This is a genomic window from Pantoea sp. PNT03 (genome assembly GCF_014852515.1).
In the GTDB taxonomy this organism is placed as follows: Bacteria; Pseudomonadota; Gammaproteobacteria; order Enterobacterales; family Enterobacteriaceae; genus Pantoea; species Pantoea leporis.
On the sequence record NZ_JACVBT010000001.1, the window covers coordinates 1,132,136 to 1,149,138 of the forward strand.

General features: G+C 55.6%; 15 protein-coding genes. 5 read left to right on the forward strand and 10 right to left on the reverse strand.

What is annotated here, in order from left to right:
• Window positions 1-174 precede the first annotated feature (174 nt).
• Together zntB and IB226_RS05305 are read right to left on the reverse strand one after the other, a co-directional pair.
• Window positions 175-1,158: a zinc transporter ZntB gene (gene zntB / locus IB226_RS05300; RefSeq protein WP_137385861.1), complete on the reverse strand. Its 984-nt coding sequence runs from the start codon at window positions 1,156-1,158 to the stop codon at window positions 175-177.
• Between the two features lie 121 nt (window positions 1,159-1,279).
• Window positions 1,280-2,899 (reverse strand): ABC transporter substrate-binding protein, encoded by a 1,620-nt coding sequence (locus IB226_RS05305; RefSeq protein WP_192233968.1) that lies wholly within the window; start codon window positions 2,897-2,899, stop codon window positions 1,280-1,282.
• Window positions 2,900-3,108: 209 nt separating this feature from the next.
• On the opposite strand from IB226_RS05305, the gene mpaA reads away from it, so the two are divergent.
• Window positions 3,109-3,822: a murein tripeptide amidase MpaA gene (mpaA, locus tag IB226_RS05310; protein ID WP_192233970.1), complete on the forward strand. Its 714-nt coding sequence runs from the start codon at window positions 3,109-3,111 to the stop codon at window positions 3,820-3,822.
• Here mpaA and ycjG read toward each other — a convergent pair.
• Window positions 3,791-4,777 carry an L-Ala-D/L-Glu epimerase gene (gene ycjG, locus IB226_RS05315; RefSeq protein ID WP_192233972.1) on the reverse strand — a complete coding sequence of 329 codons (987 nt, stop codon included), beginning with the start codon at window positions 4,775-4,777 and terminating at the stop codon, window positions 3,791-3,793. The genes mpaA and ycjG overlap by 32 nt on opposite strands.
• 154 nt (window positions 4,778-4,931) lie before the next feature.
• On the opposite strand from ycjG, the gene tpx reads away from it, so the two are divergent.
• The 3 genes from tpx (at window position 4,932) to IB226_RS05330 (ending at window position 9,133) form a co-directional block, all read left to right on the forward strand.
• Window positions 4,932-5,435 carry a thiol peroxidase gene (gene tpx / locus IB226_RS05320; RefSeq protein WP_101764298.1) on the forward strand — a complete coding sequence of 168 codons (504 nt, stop codon included), beginning with the start codon at window positions 4,932-4,934 and terminating at the stop codon, window positions 5,433-5,435.
• 285 nt (window positions 5,436-5,720) lie between these two features.
• Window positions 5,721-7,100: a glycoside-pentoside-hexuronide (GPH):cation symporter gene (locus IB226_RS05325; protein WP_192233974.1), complete on the forward strand. Its 1,380-nt coding sequence runs from the start codon at window positions 5,721-5,723 to the stop codon at window positions 7,098-7,100.
• The gene (locus IB226_RS05330; RefSeq protein ID WP_192233976.1) at window positions 7,097-9,133 is read left to right on the forward strand and encodes a TIM-barrel domain-containing protein; all 2,037 of its coding nucleotides are present in this window, start codon (window positions 7,097-7,099) and stop codon (window positions 9,131-9,133) included. Before IB226_RS05325 ends, IB226_RS05330 begins: the two co-directional genes overlap by 4 nt.
• Window positions 9,134-9,555: 422 nt before the next feature.
• Here the strand turns inward: IB226_RS05330 and tyrR are convergent, their stop codons facing one another.
• The 7 genes from tyrR to pspA form a co-directional block, all read right to left on the reverse strand.
• Window positions 9,556-11,121, reverse strand: a complete 1,566-nt coding sequence (tyrR, locus tag IB226_RS05335) for a transcriptional regulator TyrR (protein ID WP_101764295.1) — start codon at window positions 11,119-11,121, stop codon at window positions 9,556-9,558.
• Window positions 11,122-11,334: 213 nt separating this feature from the next.
• Window positions 11,335-12,408, reverse strand: a complete 1,074-nt coding sequence (locus IB226_RS05340) for a YcjF family protein (RefSeq protein ID WP_110866230.1) — start codon at window positions 12,406-12,408, stop codon at window positions 11,335-11,337.
• Entirely contained in the window at window positions 12,405-13,802 is a 1,398-nt protein-coding gene (locus tag IB226_RS05345) for a YcjX family protein (RefSeq protein WP_192233978.1), read from the reverse strand. The genes IB226_RS05340 and IB226_RS05345 overlap by 4 nt, the downstream gene beginning before the upstream one ends.
• Entirely contained in the window at window positions 13,783-14,031 is a 249-nt protein-coding gene (pspD, locus tag IB226_RS05350; RefSeq protein WP_007888070.1) for a phage shock protein PspD, read from the reverse strand. The genes IB226_RS05345 and pspD overlap by 20 nt, the downstream gene beginning before the upstream one ends.
• A gap of 47 nt (window positions 14,032-14,078) precedes the next feature.
• The gene (gene pspC, locus IB226_RS05355; protein ID WP_192233980.1) at window positions 14,079-14,426 is read right to left on the reverse strand and encodes an envelope stress response membrane protein PspC; all 348 of its coding nucleotides are present in this window, start codon (window positions 14,424-14,426) and stop codon (window positions 14,079-14,081) included.
• A complete protein-coding gene (pspB, locus tag IB226_RS05360) occupies window positions 14,423-14,650 on the reverse strand; it encodes an envelope stress response membrane protein PspB (RefSeq protein ID WP_007888081.1) in 228 nt (75 codons plus the stop codon). The genes pspC and pspB overlap by 4 nt, the downstream gene beginning before the upstream one ends.
• A gap of 60 nt (window positions 14,651-14,710) precedes the next feature.
• A complete protein-coding gene (gene pspA / locus IB226_RS05365) occupies window positions 14,711-15,376 on the reverse strand; it encodes a phage shock protein PspA (protein ID WP_008106471.1) in 666 nt (221 codons plus the stop codon).
• 164 nt (window positions 15,377-15,540) lie between these two features.
• On the opposite strand from pspA, the gene pspF reads away from it, so the two are divergent.
• Window positions 15,541-16,539, forward strand: coding sequence for a phage shock protein operon transcriptional activator (gene pspF / locus IB226_RS05370; RefSeq protein WP_192233982.1), 999 nt, complete (start codon window positions 15,541-15,543; stop codon window positions 16,537-16,539).
• The last annotated feature ends 464 nt before the right edge of the window (window positions 16,540-17,003 follow it).

Here is a 17,003-nt window from a genome sequence, read left to right on the forward strand (position 1 = left end):
GATAAGCCGGCGTCGTACGAATCAAATGTGCTATGCAGTAATTCAAAAAAGGAAGTAAGACAATATGGAGCGCAACGCCCATCGCTTGACGTTGCATTCACCTGCGGGAAAGAGTTTGCCCCGATTGCGCTGGCGGGATATTGATATCGATCAGGTTTAATCCGCTTTTATGCCTTACAACCATTTCCGCCGTTTCAACCATATCGCCACGCCGCCAACCATCACCAATAGCAGCACGCAGAAAGCGGTAAAGCCCAGCGCCCAATTGCCGCCCGGAATGCCGCCGAGGTTGACGCCGAATAAGCCGGTAAGGAACGTGGCCGGTAAAAAAATCATCGCCATCAACGACATGGTATAAGTGCGGCGGTTCATCGATTCCGCAAGGATTGACGCCACTTCATCCGCCAGAATCGAAGTACGCGCCACGCCCGCATTAAGATCGTCCAATCCGCGACCTAAGCGATCGGCAACTTCTTGCATACGGCGACGATCGTCGTCGTTCATCCACGCCATCTTCTCGATAGCCAGCCGCGCATAGACATCGCGCTGCGGTGCCATATAACGACGCATCACAATCAGCTGCTTACGCAGCAGCGCCAAATCGCCGCGCGCTGGTACTTCCTGATTCATTAGCGCATCTTCCAGCTCGATAATTTTATCGTGCATCTCTTCGATAAATTCGCTGGCGTGATCGGTTAACGCATCGCACACATCCACCAGCCAGCTGCCGCCATCAACCGGACCGTTACCCTGTTGTAGATCGGTCAGCACGGCATCAATGGCGTACACTTTGCGACGGCGCGTCGAGACAATCAGCTTATCGTTGATAAACACGCGCATCGCCACCAGCTGATCGGGACGTGAATCGGCGTTATGGTTCACGCTGCGCAGCACAATCATGAAGCCGTCGCCGAGGCGTGTCACGCGCGGCCGCATGCTGTCGCCCGCCAGCGCATCACGCACCGAATCGGGGATCAGCGGCGTGTTTTGCAGCCATTCCGCACTTTGCCGTTGGGTGTAATTGAGGTGCAACCAGCAGGGACGTTCGCAGTTGATGACGTCTTTATCTTCGATGGGGATCATGCCGCCTGCGCCATCCAGCTGACAGGACACAATGGCATCGGATACTTGTAACGCTTTTCCTTCAATGACGTTCACGAACTCGCCTCACTATCAAAATCAATACGATACAGTCTAGCGTGGCGCAGACCAGTTGCAATCCTCAGGCTGTGAGCAAAGATGACAGGCGGTGACAATCACCGCCTGCGGATGTGCGGGGTTAATGCTTCTCAATCCACAGCTCGCGGCTGTACGCCACGTCTTCAGGATTGGTGATCGGATAACCTTTCACCCACGGCTTGATTAAGCGACCGTTGGTATATTGGTAGATCGGCGCGATCGGTGACTGATCGGCGATGATCTGCTCGGCTTTGTTGTAATCGGTGTTACGCGCCGCAACGCTGGTTTCGGTGCTGGCTTTGGTGATCACCGCATCGTATTCGGCACTGCGGAAGCGCGCGATATTGCCGGTGTGCGTCGAGGTCAGAAGGCTGAGGAAGGTTGAAGGCTCGTTATAATCGCCGATCCACGAGGCGCGGATCACATCGAAACTGCCGCTGTTACGGCTGTCGATATAGGTTTTCCACTCCTGATTTTGCAAGGTGACATCCACGCCAAGATTCTTCTTCCACATCGAAGCCACCGCGATAGCGATTTTCTGATGACTTTCCGACGTGTTGTAGAGCAGCGTCAAATGCAGCGGTTTGCCCGGCCCATAACCTGCCGCCGTCAGCAATGCTTTAGCCTGCGCATTGAGCTCCTGCTGGCTGTGTTGCTGCAGGTAGCTCTTCATCGGGGTGAAATCGGCGGTAACGTCCGGCGTGAAGTGCCAGGCCGGTTTCTCGCCGGTGCCCAATACTTTCTCCGCAATGATGCGACGATCGATGCTCCACGACAGCGCCTTGCGCACGCGTACATCAGCGGTTGGCCCTTTCTCAGTATTGAACGCGTAGTAATAGGTGCCAAGCTGATCCGGCGTATACACCTGACCAGGCAACTCTTTTTTCAGCAGCGCGTACATGTTTTTCGGGAAGGATTCGGTGATATCGATATCGTTGGCACGATAGCGTTTGGTAGCACTGGATTCTTCATTAATCGGAATAAACGTGACTTTCGTCAGCACCGATTTTTGGTCATCCCAATAATTAGCGTTGCGCACCAATACAATTTTTTCGTTCACCACGCGATCCTGCAGCTGATAAGCGCCATTGCCCACTAGCTTGCCCGGTGACGTCCAGCTATCACCCTCTTTTTCAATCACTTGCTTCGATACCGGATACATCGCGGCGTTGGCGACCATGCTCGGGAACCACGGCACAGGACGTGACAATGTCACCTTAAGGTGAGTCGCATCGGTTGCCGTCACGCCCAGCTTATCGGCGCTCATCTGTCCTTTGGTGATTGCTTCGGCGTTTTCAATGCCGCTTAAGGCGGCGAACCAGGCAAACGGCGAACTGTTCTTCGGCTCAACTAAACGTTGCCAGCTGTAGACAAAATCCTGCGCGGTAACCGGCTCACCATTTGACCAGCGCGCATCTTTGCGCAGGGTAAACATCCAGGTTTTGTTGTCGTTGCTGCTCCAGCTTAGCGCCACGCCCGGCACGATTTTTCCGTGGGCGTCCTGATTGGTCAGCCCTTCAAACAGATCGCGCATCACCTGAATTTCTGGCAAGCCAACCGCCTTCATCGGATCGAGTGAAGCGGGTTCATCTTTAATATGGCGAACAATTTCCTGGGTGCTGGCCAGCTGTGCGCCCGACGGCACGTTGGCGGCGAATGCGGGTGAGACTGCACTGGCTACAATTAAGGCAGTCAGCGTTTTGCGGAACGTTAGTTTCATCACCACTCCTTTACGCGAAAAAAATGGCGACCGCGAAGAGATTGTGTCGCCAGCAACTTTTGGCACTTTATCGCAAATTGCTGATTGATATATAGCTATTTCCCCGCAGGCTATTTACCGTTATGTTGAGGCTGGATTCCCGGTCACATTTTTACCTTGAGCGCCAGAAGGCTTTTGGCGGTGTTGGAAGCATTTCATAGAGGAACGTCATGTCGTCATACCATCCACGTCCGCTGCGCGGCAAGCTGGACGCTGTCTGGCAACAATACGGGCAATCGGTGCTGGGTGCACCGCTGCTGTGGTTTCCGGCACCCGCCGCCGATGCCGAAAGCGGGCTGATTATTGCTGGCACGCACGGCGACGAGAATGCCGCGATTGCCACCTTGTCGGGCGCGATGCGCACCTTGCCGGAGGCGCTGCGGCGTCATCACGTTGTTCTGGCGGTCAATCCCGATGGTTGTCAGTTGGGGCTGCGCGCCAACGCCAACGGCGTCGATCTTAACCGTAATTTCCCCGCCGCTAACTGGCAGCATGGCAACACGGTGTATCGCTGGAACAGCGAAGCGGATGAGCGCGATGTGGTGCTCTCAACCGGATCTGCGCCCTCTTCCGAACCAGAAACCCGCGCGCTGTGCCAGCTGATTCATCAGATCAAACCGCGTTGGGTGGTTTCGTGGCATGAACCGCTGGCCTGTATTGATGATCCGCACCACAGCGATTTAGCGCAGTGGCTGGCTCAGCAGACCGCGCTGCCGGTGGTGAGCAGCGTGGGTTATGCTACGCCGGGTTCGTTTGGCAGCTGGTGCGACGATCTCGGTCTGTTATGCATTACCGCCGAGATGCCACCGATTTCGGTGGACGAAGCCACCGAAGTCTATCTGGAAGCGATGATCAATCTGCTGCGCTGGCAGCCAGCGGCTTGAGTACGCCGTGAGAGAAATGCAGCGACGGTTCAACATCGGCCGCAAGCCAGGTTGGACCGTCGAGATCCGCGAAGGTCGCGCGCGCCGTAAGCGGTAATGCCGCACGAATCGCCCGCGAGGTGCAGAGCATGCAGCCGAGCATAATCGCGAACCCCTGCTGCTGCGCCGCCTCTGCCAGCGCCAGCGCTTCCGTTAATCCGCCGGTTTTATCCAGCTTGATATTCACCATCTCATAGCGCCCTTTCAGCTGCGGCAGGCTTTCACGCGTGTGGCAGCTTTCATCGGCGCAGATTGGCAGCGGATGGATAAAGTTGCCCAGCGCGCTGTCTTCTGCGGCCGGTAGCGGCTGTTCCAGCATCGCGACATTGAGGTCGGCCAGCAGCTGACAGCGTGCCGCCAGGCCTTCGGCATGCCAGGATTCGTTGGCATCGACAATCAAAGTCGCGTCAGGTACCGCGCTGCGTATCGCCACCAAACGTTCGCTGATCAGGTGATCGTCCATTTTAATCTTCAATAAACGCGCGCCATGTTGCCACAGCGCCTGCGCGCTGCTGGCCATCGCATCTGGCGTATCGATGCTGATGGTATGTGCGGTGACAATCTCGTCAGCCAGTTGCACCGCGCACAATTGCACCAGACTTTCGCCTTGCTGCTGTCGTGCCAGATCCCACAGTGCGCAGTCAATCGCGTTGCGTGCCGCGCCCGCCGGTAACGCCTGTTGCAGCGCTTCTCGCGTCATGCCGCTTTGCAACGCGCTTAGCTGCGAGGCGATCTGCTTGAGCACCGACTCCTCACTTTCACCGTAGCGCGCGTAAGGCGTCGCTTCGCCAACGCCTTTAACGCCATCCTGCTCGATTTCCACTACCACAACATGCGCCTCGGTGCGGCTGCCGCGCGAAATAACAAACGGCGAATGTAACGGCCAGGCTTCCGGATAACTCTTCACTGTTCTCATTATTTCTCCTTAAATCCGTCGCTTTAATGCGAGCCGGCTCGATTATCGCCAGGAAATGCGCTCGTAAACCCTTAAAAATTATGTCATAAACAAGCGCTATACCTGTTCTGACGTTCCAAAAGTCAGATATTTCATCGTTAAAAAAGGAAATCGCATGTCTCAGACTGTTCACTTTCAGGGCAATCCGGTGCCGGTTGCAGGCCAGTTCCCACAAGTTGGCGAGCAAGCTAAACCTTTCAACCTGGTCGCAAAAGATCTTACTGACGTATCCCTGGCTAATTATGCAGGCAAACGCAAAGTTCTGAACATTTTCCCAAGCATTGATACTGGCGTGTGTGCGGCATCGGTACGTAAGTTTAACGAGCGTTCAGGTGAAGCGAACAACACGGTTGTGCTGTGCATCTCCTCCGACCTGCCTTTCGCCCAGTCACGCTTTTGTGGCGCAGAGAACGTCAGCAACGTGATCACGCTCTCTTCCCTGCGCGGCGCTGAGTTCAAAGAAAACTATGGCGTGGCGATTGCTGATGGCCCGCTGAAAGGCCTGACCGCACGTGCGGTTGTGGTGCTGGATGAAAACGATAAAGTGATTTACAGCGAGCTGGTGAATGAAATCACCGAAGAGCCAAACTACGATGCCGCGCTGGCTGCGCTGAAGTAAATCTCTCGCCTGCCAGGCGAAACAAAAAGCACCGAATGATTAACGCGTCGGTGCTTTTTTTATGCTCACCTTCAGGATGGCTCAATTTTCAACCTGTTGATTTATCGCGATACGTAGCACTTCTTCCCGCCATGTTGCATTTTTACTGTGATTCTTGTTACCCGTATCACATTAATTAAAAAACATAAAACCCGTAACAAATCCCGCAATTGTTCCCATCAGCATCGCTACCTATAACTAACCGTCAATTGCACTTAAGCGATTCAAAGACAGGCGGGAATCTTTATGCAAGCAAGCTTATCCATTAAAGAAAAGTTTAGTTACGGCCTCGGTGATATGGCCAGCCATATCGCCATCGATAACGTCATTATTTTTCTCACCTTTTACTACACCGATGTGGTGGGTTTGCCCGCGATCTTTGTCGGCACGCTGTTTTTACTGGCGCGCGTCGCCGATGCGGTGATCGACCCGGCGATGGGGATGGTGGCTGACCGAACCCGTTCACGCTGGGGCAAATTCCGTCCCTGGCTATTGATGCTCGCGGTACCGTTCGGCGTCAGCTGTATGTTGATTTATGCGGTGCCGGAAAGCCTGTCGCTGACTGGCAAGATGATTTACGCCGCCGTGACCTACAGCCTGATGATGCTGATGTACACCGCCATCAATATTCCTTACTGCTCGATGGGGGCGATTATCACCGCCGATGATAATCAGCGCATCTCCCTGCAATCATGGCGCTTCTTCCTCGCCACGCTGGGCGGCGCGATGTCCACTTTCCTGATGATCCCGCTCGCCACCTGGCTGGGCGGCGGTAACAAACTGGACGGTTACTTCGCAGCAATGTCGATAATGGCGACGCTGGCAACCCTGCTGTTTTTTATCTGTTTTCTCAATACACGAGAACGCATCAATGCTCCCGCTAGCCACGGCAACTTTCTTGCCGATCTGCGCGATTTGCTGCGTAACGATCAGTGGCGCGTGGTCGCGTTGCTGGTGTTCTGCAATATCTCATTCGGCGTGGTGCGGCTCGGCGCGATGATGTACTACGTCACCTATTTTCTGGGTGATGCCAGCCTCTTCATGTGGCTGCTGGCCGCGCATATTGTCGGCAAAAGCGTCGGTAGCGTGCTGGCGAAACTGCTGACGCGCCGCCTGAACAAAATCACCGCCTTTACGCTCAGCGCCATTACTGCTGGCGTGCTAAGCATCAGCATCGTGTTCCTGCCCGGCTCGCTGGCGCTGTTGGTTGGCATGACATTCATCGTCTCCAGCTTCTATCAGGTCACCACCACATTGATGTGGGTGATGATGGCCGATGTGGTGGATTACGGTGAATATCGTCAGGGAAAACGCCTCGATGGCACCGTCTTCTCGACTCTGCTCGCCGTACTGAAAATGGGCATGGCCATTAGCGGCGCGATTGTAGGCTGGACGCTTGGCCTGAGCGGTTACGTCGCTCAGGCACCGCATCAGCAACCCGCCGCCATGATGGCCATCGTGGCGCTGTTTTCGGTGGTTCCCGGCCTGCTGTCGCTGTTAAGCGCGCTGGCGATGCGTGGCTACAAACTTAACGATGCCACCATGCGCACCATCAATCAGCACAAAGTGTCAGCCCAACCGGCTGCCACTGCTTCCCCCCTTTTACAACCACAGGAGTTGTCATGAGTGAATTACGCGCCGAATCCCAGCGTATTATCTGGACATTTGACCGTCAGACGCTGGTTATCGAACCCTGGGGCGCGCATAGCCTGCGAGTACGAGCCACCTGTCAGCCCGAACTGATCGACCATGACTGGGCGTTGTTATCGCCTGCGGCTTGCGAGGTGGAGATCCAGCGCGAGCATGAATCTCTCAGCTTGCGTAACGGCAATATCACCGCCACGCTGAATATTCGCGGCCAGCTGGCTTTCTATAATCAGCACGGCGAATTGCTGCTCGAGGAGTTCTGGCGTCAGCGCAGCACCGTGGGCATCGGTGCCAGCGAAAAGAGCCAGGACAAATACATCAGCGCCCTCAAGCTGGATGCGCGCGCCTTTCGACCGATTCCGGGAGGGAAATATCAGCTTAGCGTGCGCTTTGAAGCGCGTGCCGAAGAGAAAATCTATGGCATGGGCCAGTATCAGCAGGATTGTCTCGATCTGAAAGGCTGCACGCTTGAGCTGGCGCAGCGCAACTCGCAGGCCAGCGTGCCGTTTATGGTATCCAATCTCGGCTACGGCTTGCTGTGGCATAATCCGGCCATCGGCGAAGTGACCTTTGGTAAAAACGGCACGCGCTGGCAAGCCGAAGTAACCGATCAGATGGATTACTGGATCACCGCAGGCGACACACCCGCTGAGATCGTGCGTCAGTATGGACGCGCCACCGGCACAGCTCCGATGATGCCCAGCTTCGCGACCGGTTTCTGGCAATGCAAACTGCGCTATCGCACTCAGCAGGAAGTGCTGGAGGTCGCGCGCGAATATCGCCGCCTGCAGCTACCGCTCTCGGTGATCGTCATCGACTTTTTCCACTGGCCAAATCAGGGAACCTGGTGTTTCGATGCGCGCGACTGGCCGGATCCGCGTGCTATGGTGCAGGAGCTGAAAGAGATGGGCATCGAAACCATGGTGTCGGTGTGGCCCACGGTGGATAGCCGCAGTGATAACTATCGTCTGATGAAATCCAAAGGCTTGCTGGTTAACAGCGAGCGCGGCGTATCGGTGAACCTTGATTTTATGGGCAACACCACCTTTTTTGACGCCACGCATCCCGCCGCTCGCGAGTTCGTCTGGCAGGAAGTTAAGCGCAACTATTATGACCACGGCATCCGCACTTTTTGGCTCGACGAAGCAGAGCCAGAATACCGCGCCTACGATTTTGATAATTACCGCTATCATCTCGGCCCGGTACAGGAAGTGGGCAATATCTATCCGCAGCTGTTTGCCCGCGGATTTTATGAAGGTCTGCAACAACAGGGCGAGAGCGAGGTCGTCAATCTGGTGCGCTGCGCCTGGGCGGGCAGCCAGCGTTACGGCGTGCTTGCCTGGTCGGGCGACGTTCACTCCTCGTTCCATGCCTTACGTAATCAGTTTACTGCCGGGCTGAATATGGCGATGGCAGGTATTCCATGGTGGACCACCGACATCGGCGGTTTTCAGGGCGGGAATATTCATGATCCGGCGTTTCATGAACTGTTGATCCGTTGGTTCCAATGGGCGGTATTCTGTCCGGTGATGCGTTTGCATGGTTACCGCGAGCCACAAATTGCACCTGAAGAAGCCTGGCGCGATGGTATTGCGCAGTGTAACAGCGGCTCACCCAATGAGGTATGGAGTTACGGTGAGGAGAATTACGCGCTGATGAAAAGCTGCCTGCTGCAACGTGAGCAGATTCGCCCCTATATTGATGGCCTGATGCGCGAAGCCCATGAGCTCGGTGATCCGGTGATGCGCCCGCTGTTCTATCACTACCCGCAGCAGCCAGAGAGCTGGCAAGTGGAAGATCAGTATCTGCTGGGCCGCGACCTCCTGATCGCGCCGGTACTGCACGCCGGGCAGCGTGAACGTGAAGTGTGGTTACCTGCTGGCGAGCAATGGATTACCCGCAATGGTGAGTGCTATCAAGGCGGCCAACGCATCAGCGTCGCCGCGCCACTGAGGGAAATTCCAGTGTTTACGAGAGCAGGAAGTCAGGTAGACATCCGCGTGCCAGAGTAGATGCAGATTTACGAAAGGTCGCCATGAATGGCGTAATGCTTGTCAGTTAGAGAGCATGTTGCTTTAAATCTGGTGCGGGCACTGACACATCTGCTGCGTCACGGGCCGTCCTCGCGCCGCTAGCGCGGTACCTTCGGCTTTCACATTGTGCCAACGGACCATTCGGGGATCGGCCGTCCTGGCCGGCCCCGAACTGCCTCACGCATCCATGCGTGAGGCTCCTGGCCCAACGTAAAAGCCTCAGCGCTGCGAATGGCCCTTTTGCCGCAGCAGACGCGCCAGCGCCTCTGGCAAATATGCCCTTTTCAACAACACGTACGGAAGCTCCGGCCAGCGCACTCGTCGTTGGCTTAACTAACAGGCATTACGCCATGAATGTTGAACGTAAACGTAGAACAGCGTTGCGAGATGCACGCGCTCTATTACTCGCTCTCGTTGCGCTTCTGCCCTAACCCATATTCACGCAGCTTATTGGCAATCGCGGTATGCGACACGCCGAGGCGTTTCGCCAGTTTGCGCGTGCTGGGATAAGAGAGATAGAGACGCGTCAGCACCGAACGTTCGAAACGGCTGGTGATATCGTCCAGCGAACCTTCCATCGCCTCTTCGCCCAATGACACATCCAGCGCCTGCTCTGGCAACACAATATCTTGTGGTCCCAGCTCGTAACCTTCCAGCTGCGTCAGCGCGCGGTACAGCGCATTCTTTAACTGGCGTACGTTACCGGGCCAGTTATAGCGCGTCAGGAATGGCGTCAACTGCGATGAGAGGCGCGGACGCGGCAAGCCTTGTTCATCGGCGAAACGCGCGACAAACATTTCGGTGAGCGGCAGAATATCCAGCGGACGTTCACGCAGCGGCGGCAGATTGAGCGTCAGCACATTCAAGCGATAAAACAGATCTTCGCGGAACTCACCACGCTGCACCAGCTCAATCAAATTCTTCTGCGTGGCGCAAATCACGCGCACATCAACGTGGACTTCATGCTCTTCACCCACGCGGCGGAACGTGCCGTCGTTGAGGAAACGCAATAGTTTGGTCTGCATGCGTGGCGACATTTCGCCAATCTCATCCAGCAATACCGAACCGCCGTTAGCCTGCTCGAAGAAGCCTTTCTTGCCTTCCAGCGCATTGGGATAAGCACCGGCAGCGTGACCAAATAGCTCGCTCTCCGCCACATCATCCGGCAATGAGGCGCAGTTCAGCGCCAGGAACGGTTTTTTGCCGCGCGCGCTACGCAAATGACAGGCGCGTGCCAGCATATCTTTGCCGGTGCCGGTATCACCGACGATCAACAGCGGCGCATCGTGCATCGCCAGCTTGCGCGCCTGATCGATCACCTGACGCATTTTTGGCGTAACCGCCACGATATGATCGAATTCCGATTCATCGGTAACGGTAAGATTCTGCAACTGTCGGCCCATACGCGCGGTCGATTTCAGGGTGATCATCGCGCCGACTGGCAGATCGCTCTGGCCCTCTTCTTCTGCCAGATAAATTGGTCGCGCTTCCATCAGGAAATCGCGCCCCTGAATCACCACATGCTGCGCCTGTGCGTCAACGCGATCATTCTCCAGCCAGCGCTGGAAATTGAAGCCGGTGATTAGGGTGCCAACGTTTTGATTGCGCAGCTTCTGTTCATCAAGGGTGAACAGATTCTGTGCTGCCGGATTGGCCAGCTCGACTTTGCATTTCAGATCGATGGATAACACCGGTTCGGGCATCGCCACCAGTAGCGCGCTCAATGCGCGATGCTCGCGTTCAGAGGGCATAAACGAAACGGTACGCACATCTGTCACGCCAGGTGTACGGCGGATTTCCGCCATCAGATTGCTGAAGGGTTCAAACTCCAGTGCGGTAAAATTGAGATAAATGCGACCGAGTGGCGCAATTTCGATGCCGCGCAGGTCGATATTGCGGGCAACCAGCAGGTCGAGCAACTCGCGCGCCAGACCGATTCGGTCCTGGCAGAAAACTTCCAAACGCATTGCGATGAGCCTTAGTCAGGTTTTGATTTTAGTGATAATACGCTAACTTGCAGCGCCTCAGAAGAGGCCTGTCAGGAAAAGTTGACAGCCAGAGGCAGGTGATAAAGGGAAGTGTAACGGAGCGACCAACAAAAATCCCGCCGAATATGCGTGGTAACACAGATAATTTTACCTTTCACGCCAGTTGCAGCGTGAAAGGTACGCAAGTGCTGATTATTTAGCAGCCTGCCCTGCTTTATCCCCACTTTTTACCAGGGATTCTTTCAGCTGACCGATTAACTCGCGACGGAAATCGCCCAGACGCGGCTTATCATCTTCCAGCCACGGTAACGGGCGACACAGCTCCATCGCTTTAATGCCTAGGCGTGCGGTGAGCAAACCAGCACCGATCCCTTGCGCAGCGCGGGTTGACAGGCGCGCGGCAAGATCCTGTGACATCCAATCCATCCCGACTTCGCGCACCAGTTCGGAAGCCCCGGCAAACGCCATATTGAGCAGCACTAAGCGGAACAGGCGGATGCGGCTAAAGTAGCCCAGCTCAATGCCATAGATCGCCGCGATGCGATTGACCAGCCGCAGATTGCGCCAGGCGATAAACGCCATGTCTACCAAAGCCAGCGGGCTAACGGCGATCATTAACGTCGATTCGGCGGCATGACGGCTTATTTCCCGGCGCGCCTGACGATCCAGCACCGGCTGCACCAGTTGGGCATATAAGGTGACAATTTCACGATCGTTGTGGGTTTCATGCAGCGCCGCATGCCAGCGCTGCAGAGCAGGATGCGCCTGATCAAGCTGCGCCTGTTGCGCCAGTTTTTCACAGAACGCGCGACCTTTGCCGACGCCGTGACTGTGCAGCAATTCGCGGCCAATATCGCGCTCTTCGGCCCGCTGACGTAGACGATATAAACGCCGCCATTCGCCAATCAGCGCACCCGCCCCCGCGGCGACAATCAATGTGCCCGCCACGCCGGTGCCGAGGGTAAACCAGTCGCGCACCAGCCACGCATCGTGCAGCGTTTGCGCGCCCTGCGCCACCACGCTGACGCCGAAAATAGCGAGGCCAACGCCCACCATTTTACGCCACAGGCTGCGCTTCGGCCGCAGCGCGGCTTCCACCACTTTTTCGCCTTCGCCCTCTTCCAACGGCTCGGCTTCCGCCGTGGCGAGAAAGGCTTTCTCGCTGTCCGCGCTAAAGGTTTGTGCGGCGCGCAGCGGTTTTTCCGCTTCCACCGTCAGCGGACGGGCAAAATCAATGCGTCCTTTCAAAGGTGTTTCGTCGCTCATCGCAATTTATCTCCCAATAAAAACTCCAGCGCGGCATCCATGCGAATGTGCGGCAGCGGGCGATCGACATCCAGCTGCTGCGGCCGGAACTGTTCAAACTGAAATCCCTGCTGCTGCCAGAAATTGTGGCCAGGCAAGCGTGGCGGCACTTCGCCGGGATAAAACGTCAGCGCTTCATTATCGGCAAGACGATGACCGCGCAACGCCGGTAATTTCTCGCCACGATGATCAACCAGCCCACTTTCTGTGGCCTGCACCGAGGCTAAACCGAGGCAATCCATATTGATGCCTTCGAATGCCGCGTTTTGCCACGCGTCCTGCACCAGCTGCTGCAAAAGGGACACCATATTGGCGTGCTGATCCGAAGTCACATGATCGGCTTTGGTGGCAGCAAACAGCAGCTTATCGATCACCGGAGAGAACAGACGGCGGAACAGCGTGCGCTGACCGTAGTGGAAACTTTGCATCAGTTGCGTCAAGGCGAGGCGCATATCGTTGAACGCTTGCGGCCCGCTGTTAAGCGGTTGCAGGCAATCGACCAGCACGATTTGGCGATCGAAGCGCAGGAAATGATTTTTATAGAATCCTTTCACCACGTGCTGGCAGTAATAGTTGAAACGCTGCTGCAGCATGGCGAAGTTGCTGCCTGCTGGCGCTTGCGCCAGCTTGCTAACCTGCATCTCGTCGACCTGCGGCCACGGGAAGAACTGCAGCGCGGGCGCGCCGGCCATATCGCCCGGCAATACAAAGCGGCCCGGCTGGATAAAGTGCAAGCCTTCGCTTTTGCATTGGTGCAGATAGTCGGTCCAGGCAGCGGCAATCGCTGCCAGACGATTTTCATCGGCGGGCGCAAAAGGATCGAGATCGGCGCACAAGCTGCGCCAGTGCGCTGACCAGCCTGCGCGATCGGCCTGCAGCAAGCCCACCATCTGGCGTGACCAGCTGAGATAATCCTGCGCCAGCATCGGCAGATCCAGCAGCCATTCGCCGGGGTAATCGACAATTTCAAGGTAGAGCGTGGCGGTATCTTTGAAATGGCGCAGCAGCGATTCATCCGGACGATAGCGCAGCGCCAGACGCATTTCGCTCACACCACGCGTCGGCGTCGGCCACATCGGCGGCGTGCCGTACAGTTGCGCCAGACCTTCGTCGTAGGTGAAACGCGGCGTGCCGAGTTCACGCTGCGGCACGCGCTTGACGCCCAGCAGGCGATCTTCGCGCACCACGGAAAACAGCGGCAAACGTGCGCCGCTGTGGACATTGAGAAGCTGGTTAACCAGCGAAGTGATAAACGCGGTTTTGCCGCTACGGCTTAAACCGGTTACAGCCAGGCGCAGATGGCGGTCAACACCGCGGTTCATCAACGCCACAAATTCATTTTGCAGTCTTTTCATCGTTCTCCCTGATGAATCGTGCCGATAAGCGTTTAAACGCTTTGCTCAGCAACGGTTCCAGGGCGGCCGCCAGCAACAGGCGCAGCGGACGGCGCGCCACCGATTTCACCGCCCAGCCAGCGATACCGCCGGGCCCGTAAGTTACTGCACTAATGATGATAAATTTCCCCGCCGACATCAACGCAGGTGTCGCGCGACGGCGCAGAGCAGTAAAACGTTGAGTTTGCATAGAGCCTCTTATCACAATAGAAGAAGTGGGCCCGAAAGCCCGGGAATTTAGATCTGGCGGAAGCGGCTGCGCACGCTAAACGTCTCTGAAGTGACGTAGCGTTCAACTTCACGCACTTTTCGCTCATCGCTTTGCAGCGTTGTTTCCAGCTCGTCGAGCAGTTCACGTGCGCTGGGTGCCCGTTCAGATGTCACATCAACGGGTTTCTCGTCCAGCACAAAGCCCAGAATAAAATAGGCGACGATGGTGAACATAAACAGCCCAAGGAACAGCGACAGCACCACAATCACACGCAGCAAGCGCACCGGAATGTCGAGGTACTCGGCGATACCCGCGCAGACGCCGCGTACTTTGCCCTGCTGCGGAATGCGCCACAGTTTACGGCCATTCATCATGGTTGCCTCCAGTTTGGATGTTCGGCATCCAAAATGGCTTCCAGTGCTTCAACACGCTCACGCATGCGGCGCGCATCCTGGGTAATTTGTTGCAAACGCTGCAGGTCACTGGACGATAGATCGGCGCCGCCGTTGCGTTTGTTGCTGTAATGCAGCCATAACCAAATTGGTGCGACAAACAGCACGAAAATCGTTAAAGGTATGGCTAAAAAAAGTGCGCTCATTGACTCTCCTTAATCACTAACACCATTTTTAACTCGGGCCCGCAATCAGGCCCGTGGCGATCACTCAGGGCGGTTCATTTTAGCTTTCAGCGCGGCCAGCTGCTGGCTGATTTCATCATCGGCTTTCAGCTCGGCGAACTCCTGATCCAAACCTTTTGGTTTACCAAAACGCTGGCTTTCTGCTTCTGCTTCCATGTGATCGATGCGACGTTCAAAGGATTCGAAACGTGCCATCGCATCATCAATCTTGCCGCTGTCGAGTTGACGACGCACATCACGTGATGACGATGCTGCCTGATGGCGCAGCGTTAACGCCTGCTGACGCGCACGGGTTTCAGTGAGTTTTTTCTCCAGCTCACCGATCTCGCCTTTCATGCGGTCCAGCGTCTCTTCAACCTGAGTCGATTCCTGCTGCAGCGCAGCAATCAAATCGGTCAGCTTCTGCTTCTCAATTAAAGCAGCACGCGCCAGATCTTCTTTACCTTTGTTGATTGCCAGCTCCGCTTTTTCCTGCCATTCGGCCTGCTGAATTTCAGCCTGCTCGCTGCGGCGCAGCAGCTGTTTCTTTTCGGCCAGCGCACGGGCTGAGGTTGAACGGACTTCTACCAGCGTATCTTCCATTTCCTGAATCATCAGGCGTACCAGTTTCTGCGGATCTTCGGCGCGCTCCAGTAGAGAGTTGATGTTAGCGTTCACGATGTCGGCGAAACGAGAAAAAATACCCATAATGATGTTCCTCAAATTTTGTGTGTAGGTGCGCGAGGCGCCCTTCACTAATACAATTCGCGTGCCAACTTTTAATTTATTGATTTTACGCGATTTGTTTATTTTACATCCGCCTGGACATCGCTTAAGGTAGTGAAATTGATTAATCAGTGGCGAATTTCATCATGGCGAACAATTCAGACAACCTCTTAGGCGAATCGAATAACTTTCTGGAAGTATTGGAACAGGTTTCGCGCTTAGCGCCGCTGGAAAAACCGGTGCTGGTGATTGGCGAGCGCGGAACCGGCAAAGAGCTGATTGCCAGCCGCCTGCATTATCTGTCAAACCGCTGGGAAGGGCCGTTTGTATCGCTGAACTGCGCCGCGCTAAATGAAAACCTGCTCGATTCCGAGCTGTTCGGCCATGAAGCCGGCGCGTTTACCGGGGCGCAAAAACGCCATCTGGGACGCTTCGAACGCGCCGATGGCGGCACGCTGTTTCTTGATGAACTCGCCACCGCGCCGATGCTGGTGCAGGAGAAATTGCTGCGCGTGATTGAATACGGACAGCTGGAACGCGTTGGCGGTAATCAATCTTTGCAGGTGAATGTGCGTTTAGTGTGCGCCACCAATGAAGATCTGCCGGCGCTTGCCGCCGCCGGTAAATTCCGCGCCGACCTGCTCGATCGCCTCGCCTTTGATGTGGTGCAACTGCCGCCGCTGCGTGAACGCCGCAGCGACATACTGGTGATGGCCAACCATTTCGCCATTCAGATGTGCCGCGAACTGGGCTTGCCGCTGTTCCCTGGCTTCAGCGATCGCGCTCAGCTGACGTTGCTCAATCACAGCTGGCCCGGCAACGTGCGTGAACTGAAGAACGTGGTCGAGCGTTCGGTTTATCGCCATCACAGCGCCGACGATGAGCTGGATAACATTATCATTAACCCGTTCGCCCCCCGCACGCCGCCCGCCGACGTCATTGCCCAGGCGGACGTATCTGCCTTGCCTTCCCTGCCGCTGGATTTGCGTCAGTGGCAAAATCAACAGGAACGCGAGTTGGTTGAAGCGAGTTTACAGCAAGCCAAATACAACCAGCGCCGCGCCGCCGAGTTATTGCGTGTGACGTATCACCAATTACGCGCCATGATGAAAAAGCACGGTATTCAGGCACGCGACGAGGATTAGCCAAATCGCCATAAACGTCGCCTATACGTATTCATTTGATTTTTCTTTTTTAAAGCAAATCGCACGGTGTTTTTTTCTAACTGTTTCGAGTGGATGCAAGGCGGCAAGCGAGGACATCCCTGGGAGCATACATAAGTATGTGACCAGGGTGGACGAGCGCAGCCAACGCGGCAGCCGCTCGAAACAGGACGAAAAAAGGCCCGCGGGTTAACGCGGGCAACTAATACTGGAAGCAATGTGAGCAATGTCGTGCTCTTCTTCGGTAGAGCCACCGTCGAAGCGCAGAAGAATAATAATCATTCTTATTATCATCTGTAAAGCCCTAATTGAGAATTTTTCTCATCTCCACACAGAGATTGTGATTACCCCATCGCCAGTTTGGCGAAAAACACAGCAGAAGCGTCGCGAATTTGGGGAGTACGTGGCGTTTAAGATACACTCACGCTATTGCCTCAGAATCGTTG

Bases quoted from the DNA above. Each gene is read 5' to 3' on its own strand.
- IB226_RS05325 (WP_192233974.1), top strand. From the start codon at position 5,721: ATGCAAGCAAGCTTATCCATTAAAGAAAAGTTTAGTTACGGCCTCGGT.
- ycjG (WP_192233972.1), bottom strand. From the start codon at position 4,777: ATGAGAACAGTGAAGAGTTATCCGGAAGCCTGGCCGTTACATTCGCCG.
- IB226_RS05340 (WP_110866230.1), bottom strand. From the start codon at position 12,408: ATGAGCGACGAAACACCTTTGAAAGGACGCATTGATTTTGCCCGTCCG.
- tyrR (WP_101764295.1), bottom strand. From the start codon at position 11,121: ATGCGTTTGGAAGTTTTCTGCCAGGACCGAATCGGTCTGGCGCGCGAG.
- IB226_RS05330 (WP_192233976.1), top strand. From the start codon at position 7,097: ATGAGTGAATTACGCGCCGAATCCCAGCGTATTATCTGGACATTTGAC.
- IB226_RS05345 (WP_192233978.1), bottom strand. From the start codon at position 13,802: ATGAAAAGACTGCAAAATGAATTTGTGGCGTTGATGAACCGCGGTGTT.
- pspB (WP_007888081.1), bottom strand. From the start codon at position 14,650: ATGAGCGCACTTTTTTTAGCCATACCTTTAACGATTTTCGTGCTGTTT.
- pspD (WP_007888070.1), bottom strand. From the start codon at position 14,031: ATGCAAACTCAACGTTTTACTGCTCTGCGCCGTCGCGCGACACCTGCG.
- IB226_RS05305 (WP_192233968.1), bottom strand. From the start codon at position 2,899: ATGAAACTAACGTTCCGCAAAACGCTGACTGCCTTAATTGTAGCCAGT.
- pspF (WP_192233982.1), top strand. From the start codon at position 15,541: ATGGCGAACAATTCAGACAACCTCTTAGGCGAATCGAATAACTTTCTG.
- pspA (WP_008106471.1), bottom strand. From the start codon at position 15,376: ATGGGTATTTTTTCTCGTTTCGCCGACATCGTGAACGCTAACATCAAC.
- tpx (WP_101764298.1), top strand. From the start codon at position 4,932: ATGTCTCAGACTGTTCACTTTCAGGGCAATCCGGTGCCGGTTGCAGGC.
- mpaA (WP_192233970.1), top strand. From the start codon at position 3,109: ATGTCGTCATACCATCCACGTCCGCTGCGCGGCAAGCTGGACGCTGTC.
- pspC (WP_192233980.1), bottom strand. From the start codon at position 14,426: ATGATGAATGGCCGTAAACTGTGGCGCATTCCGCAGCAGGGCAAAGTA.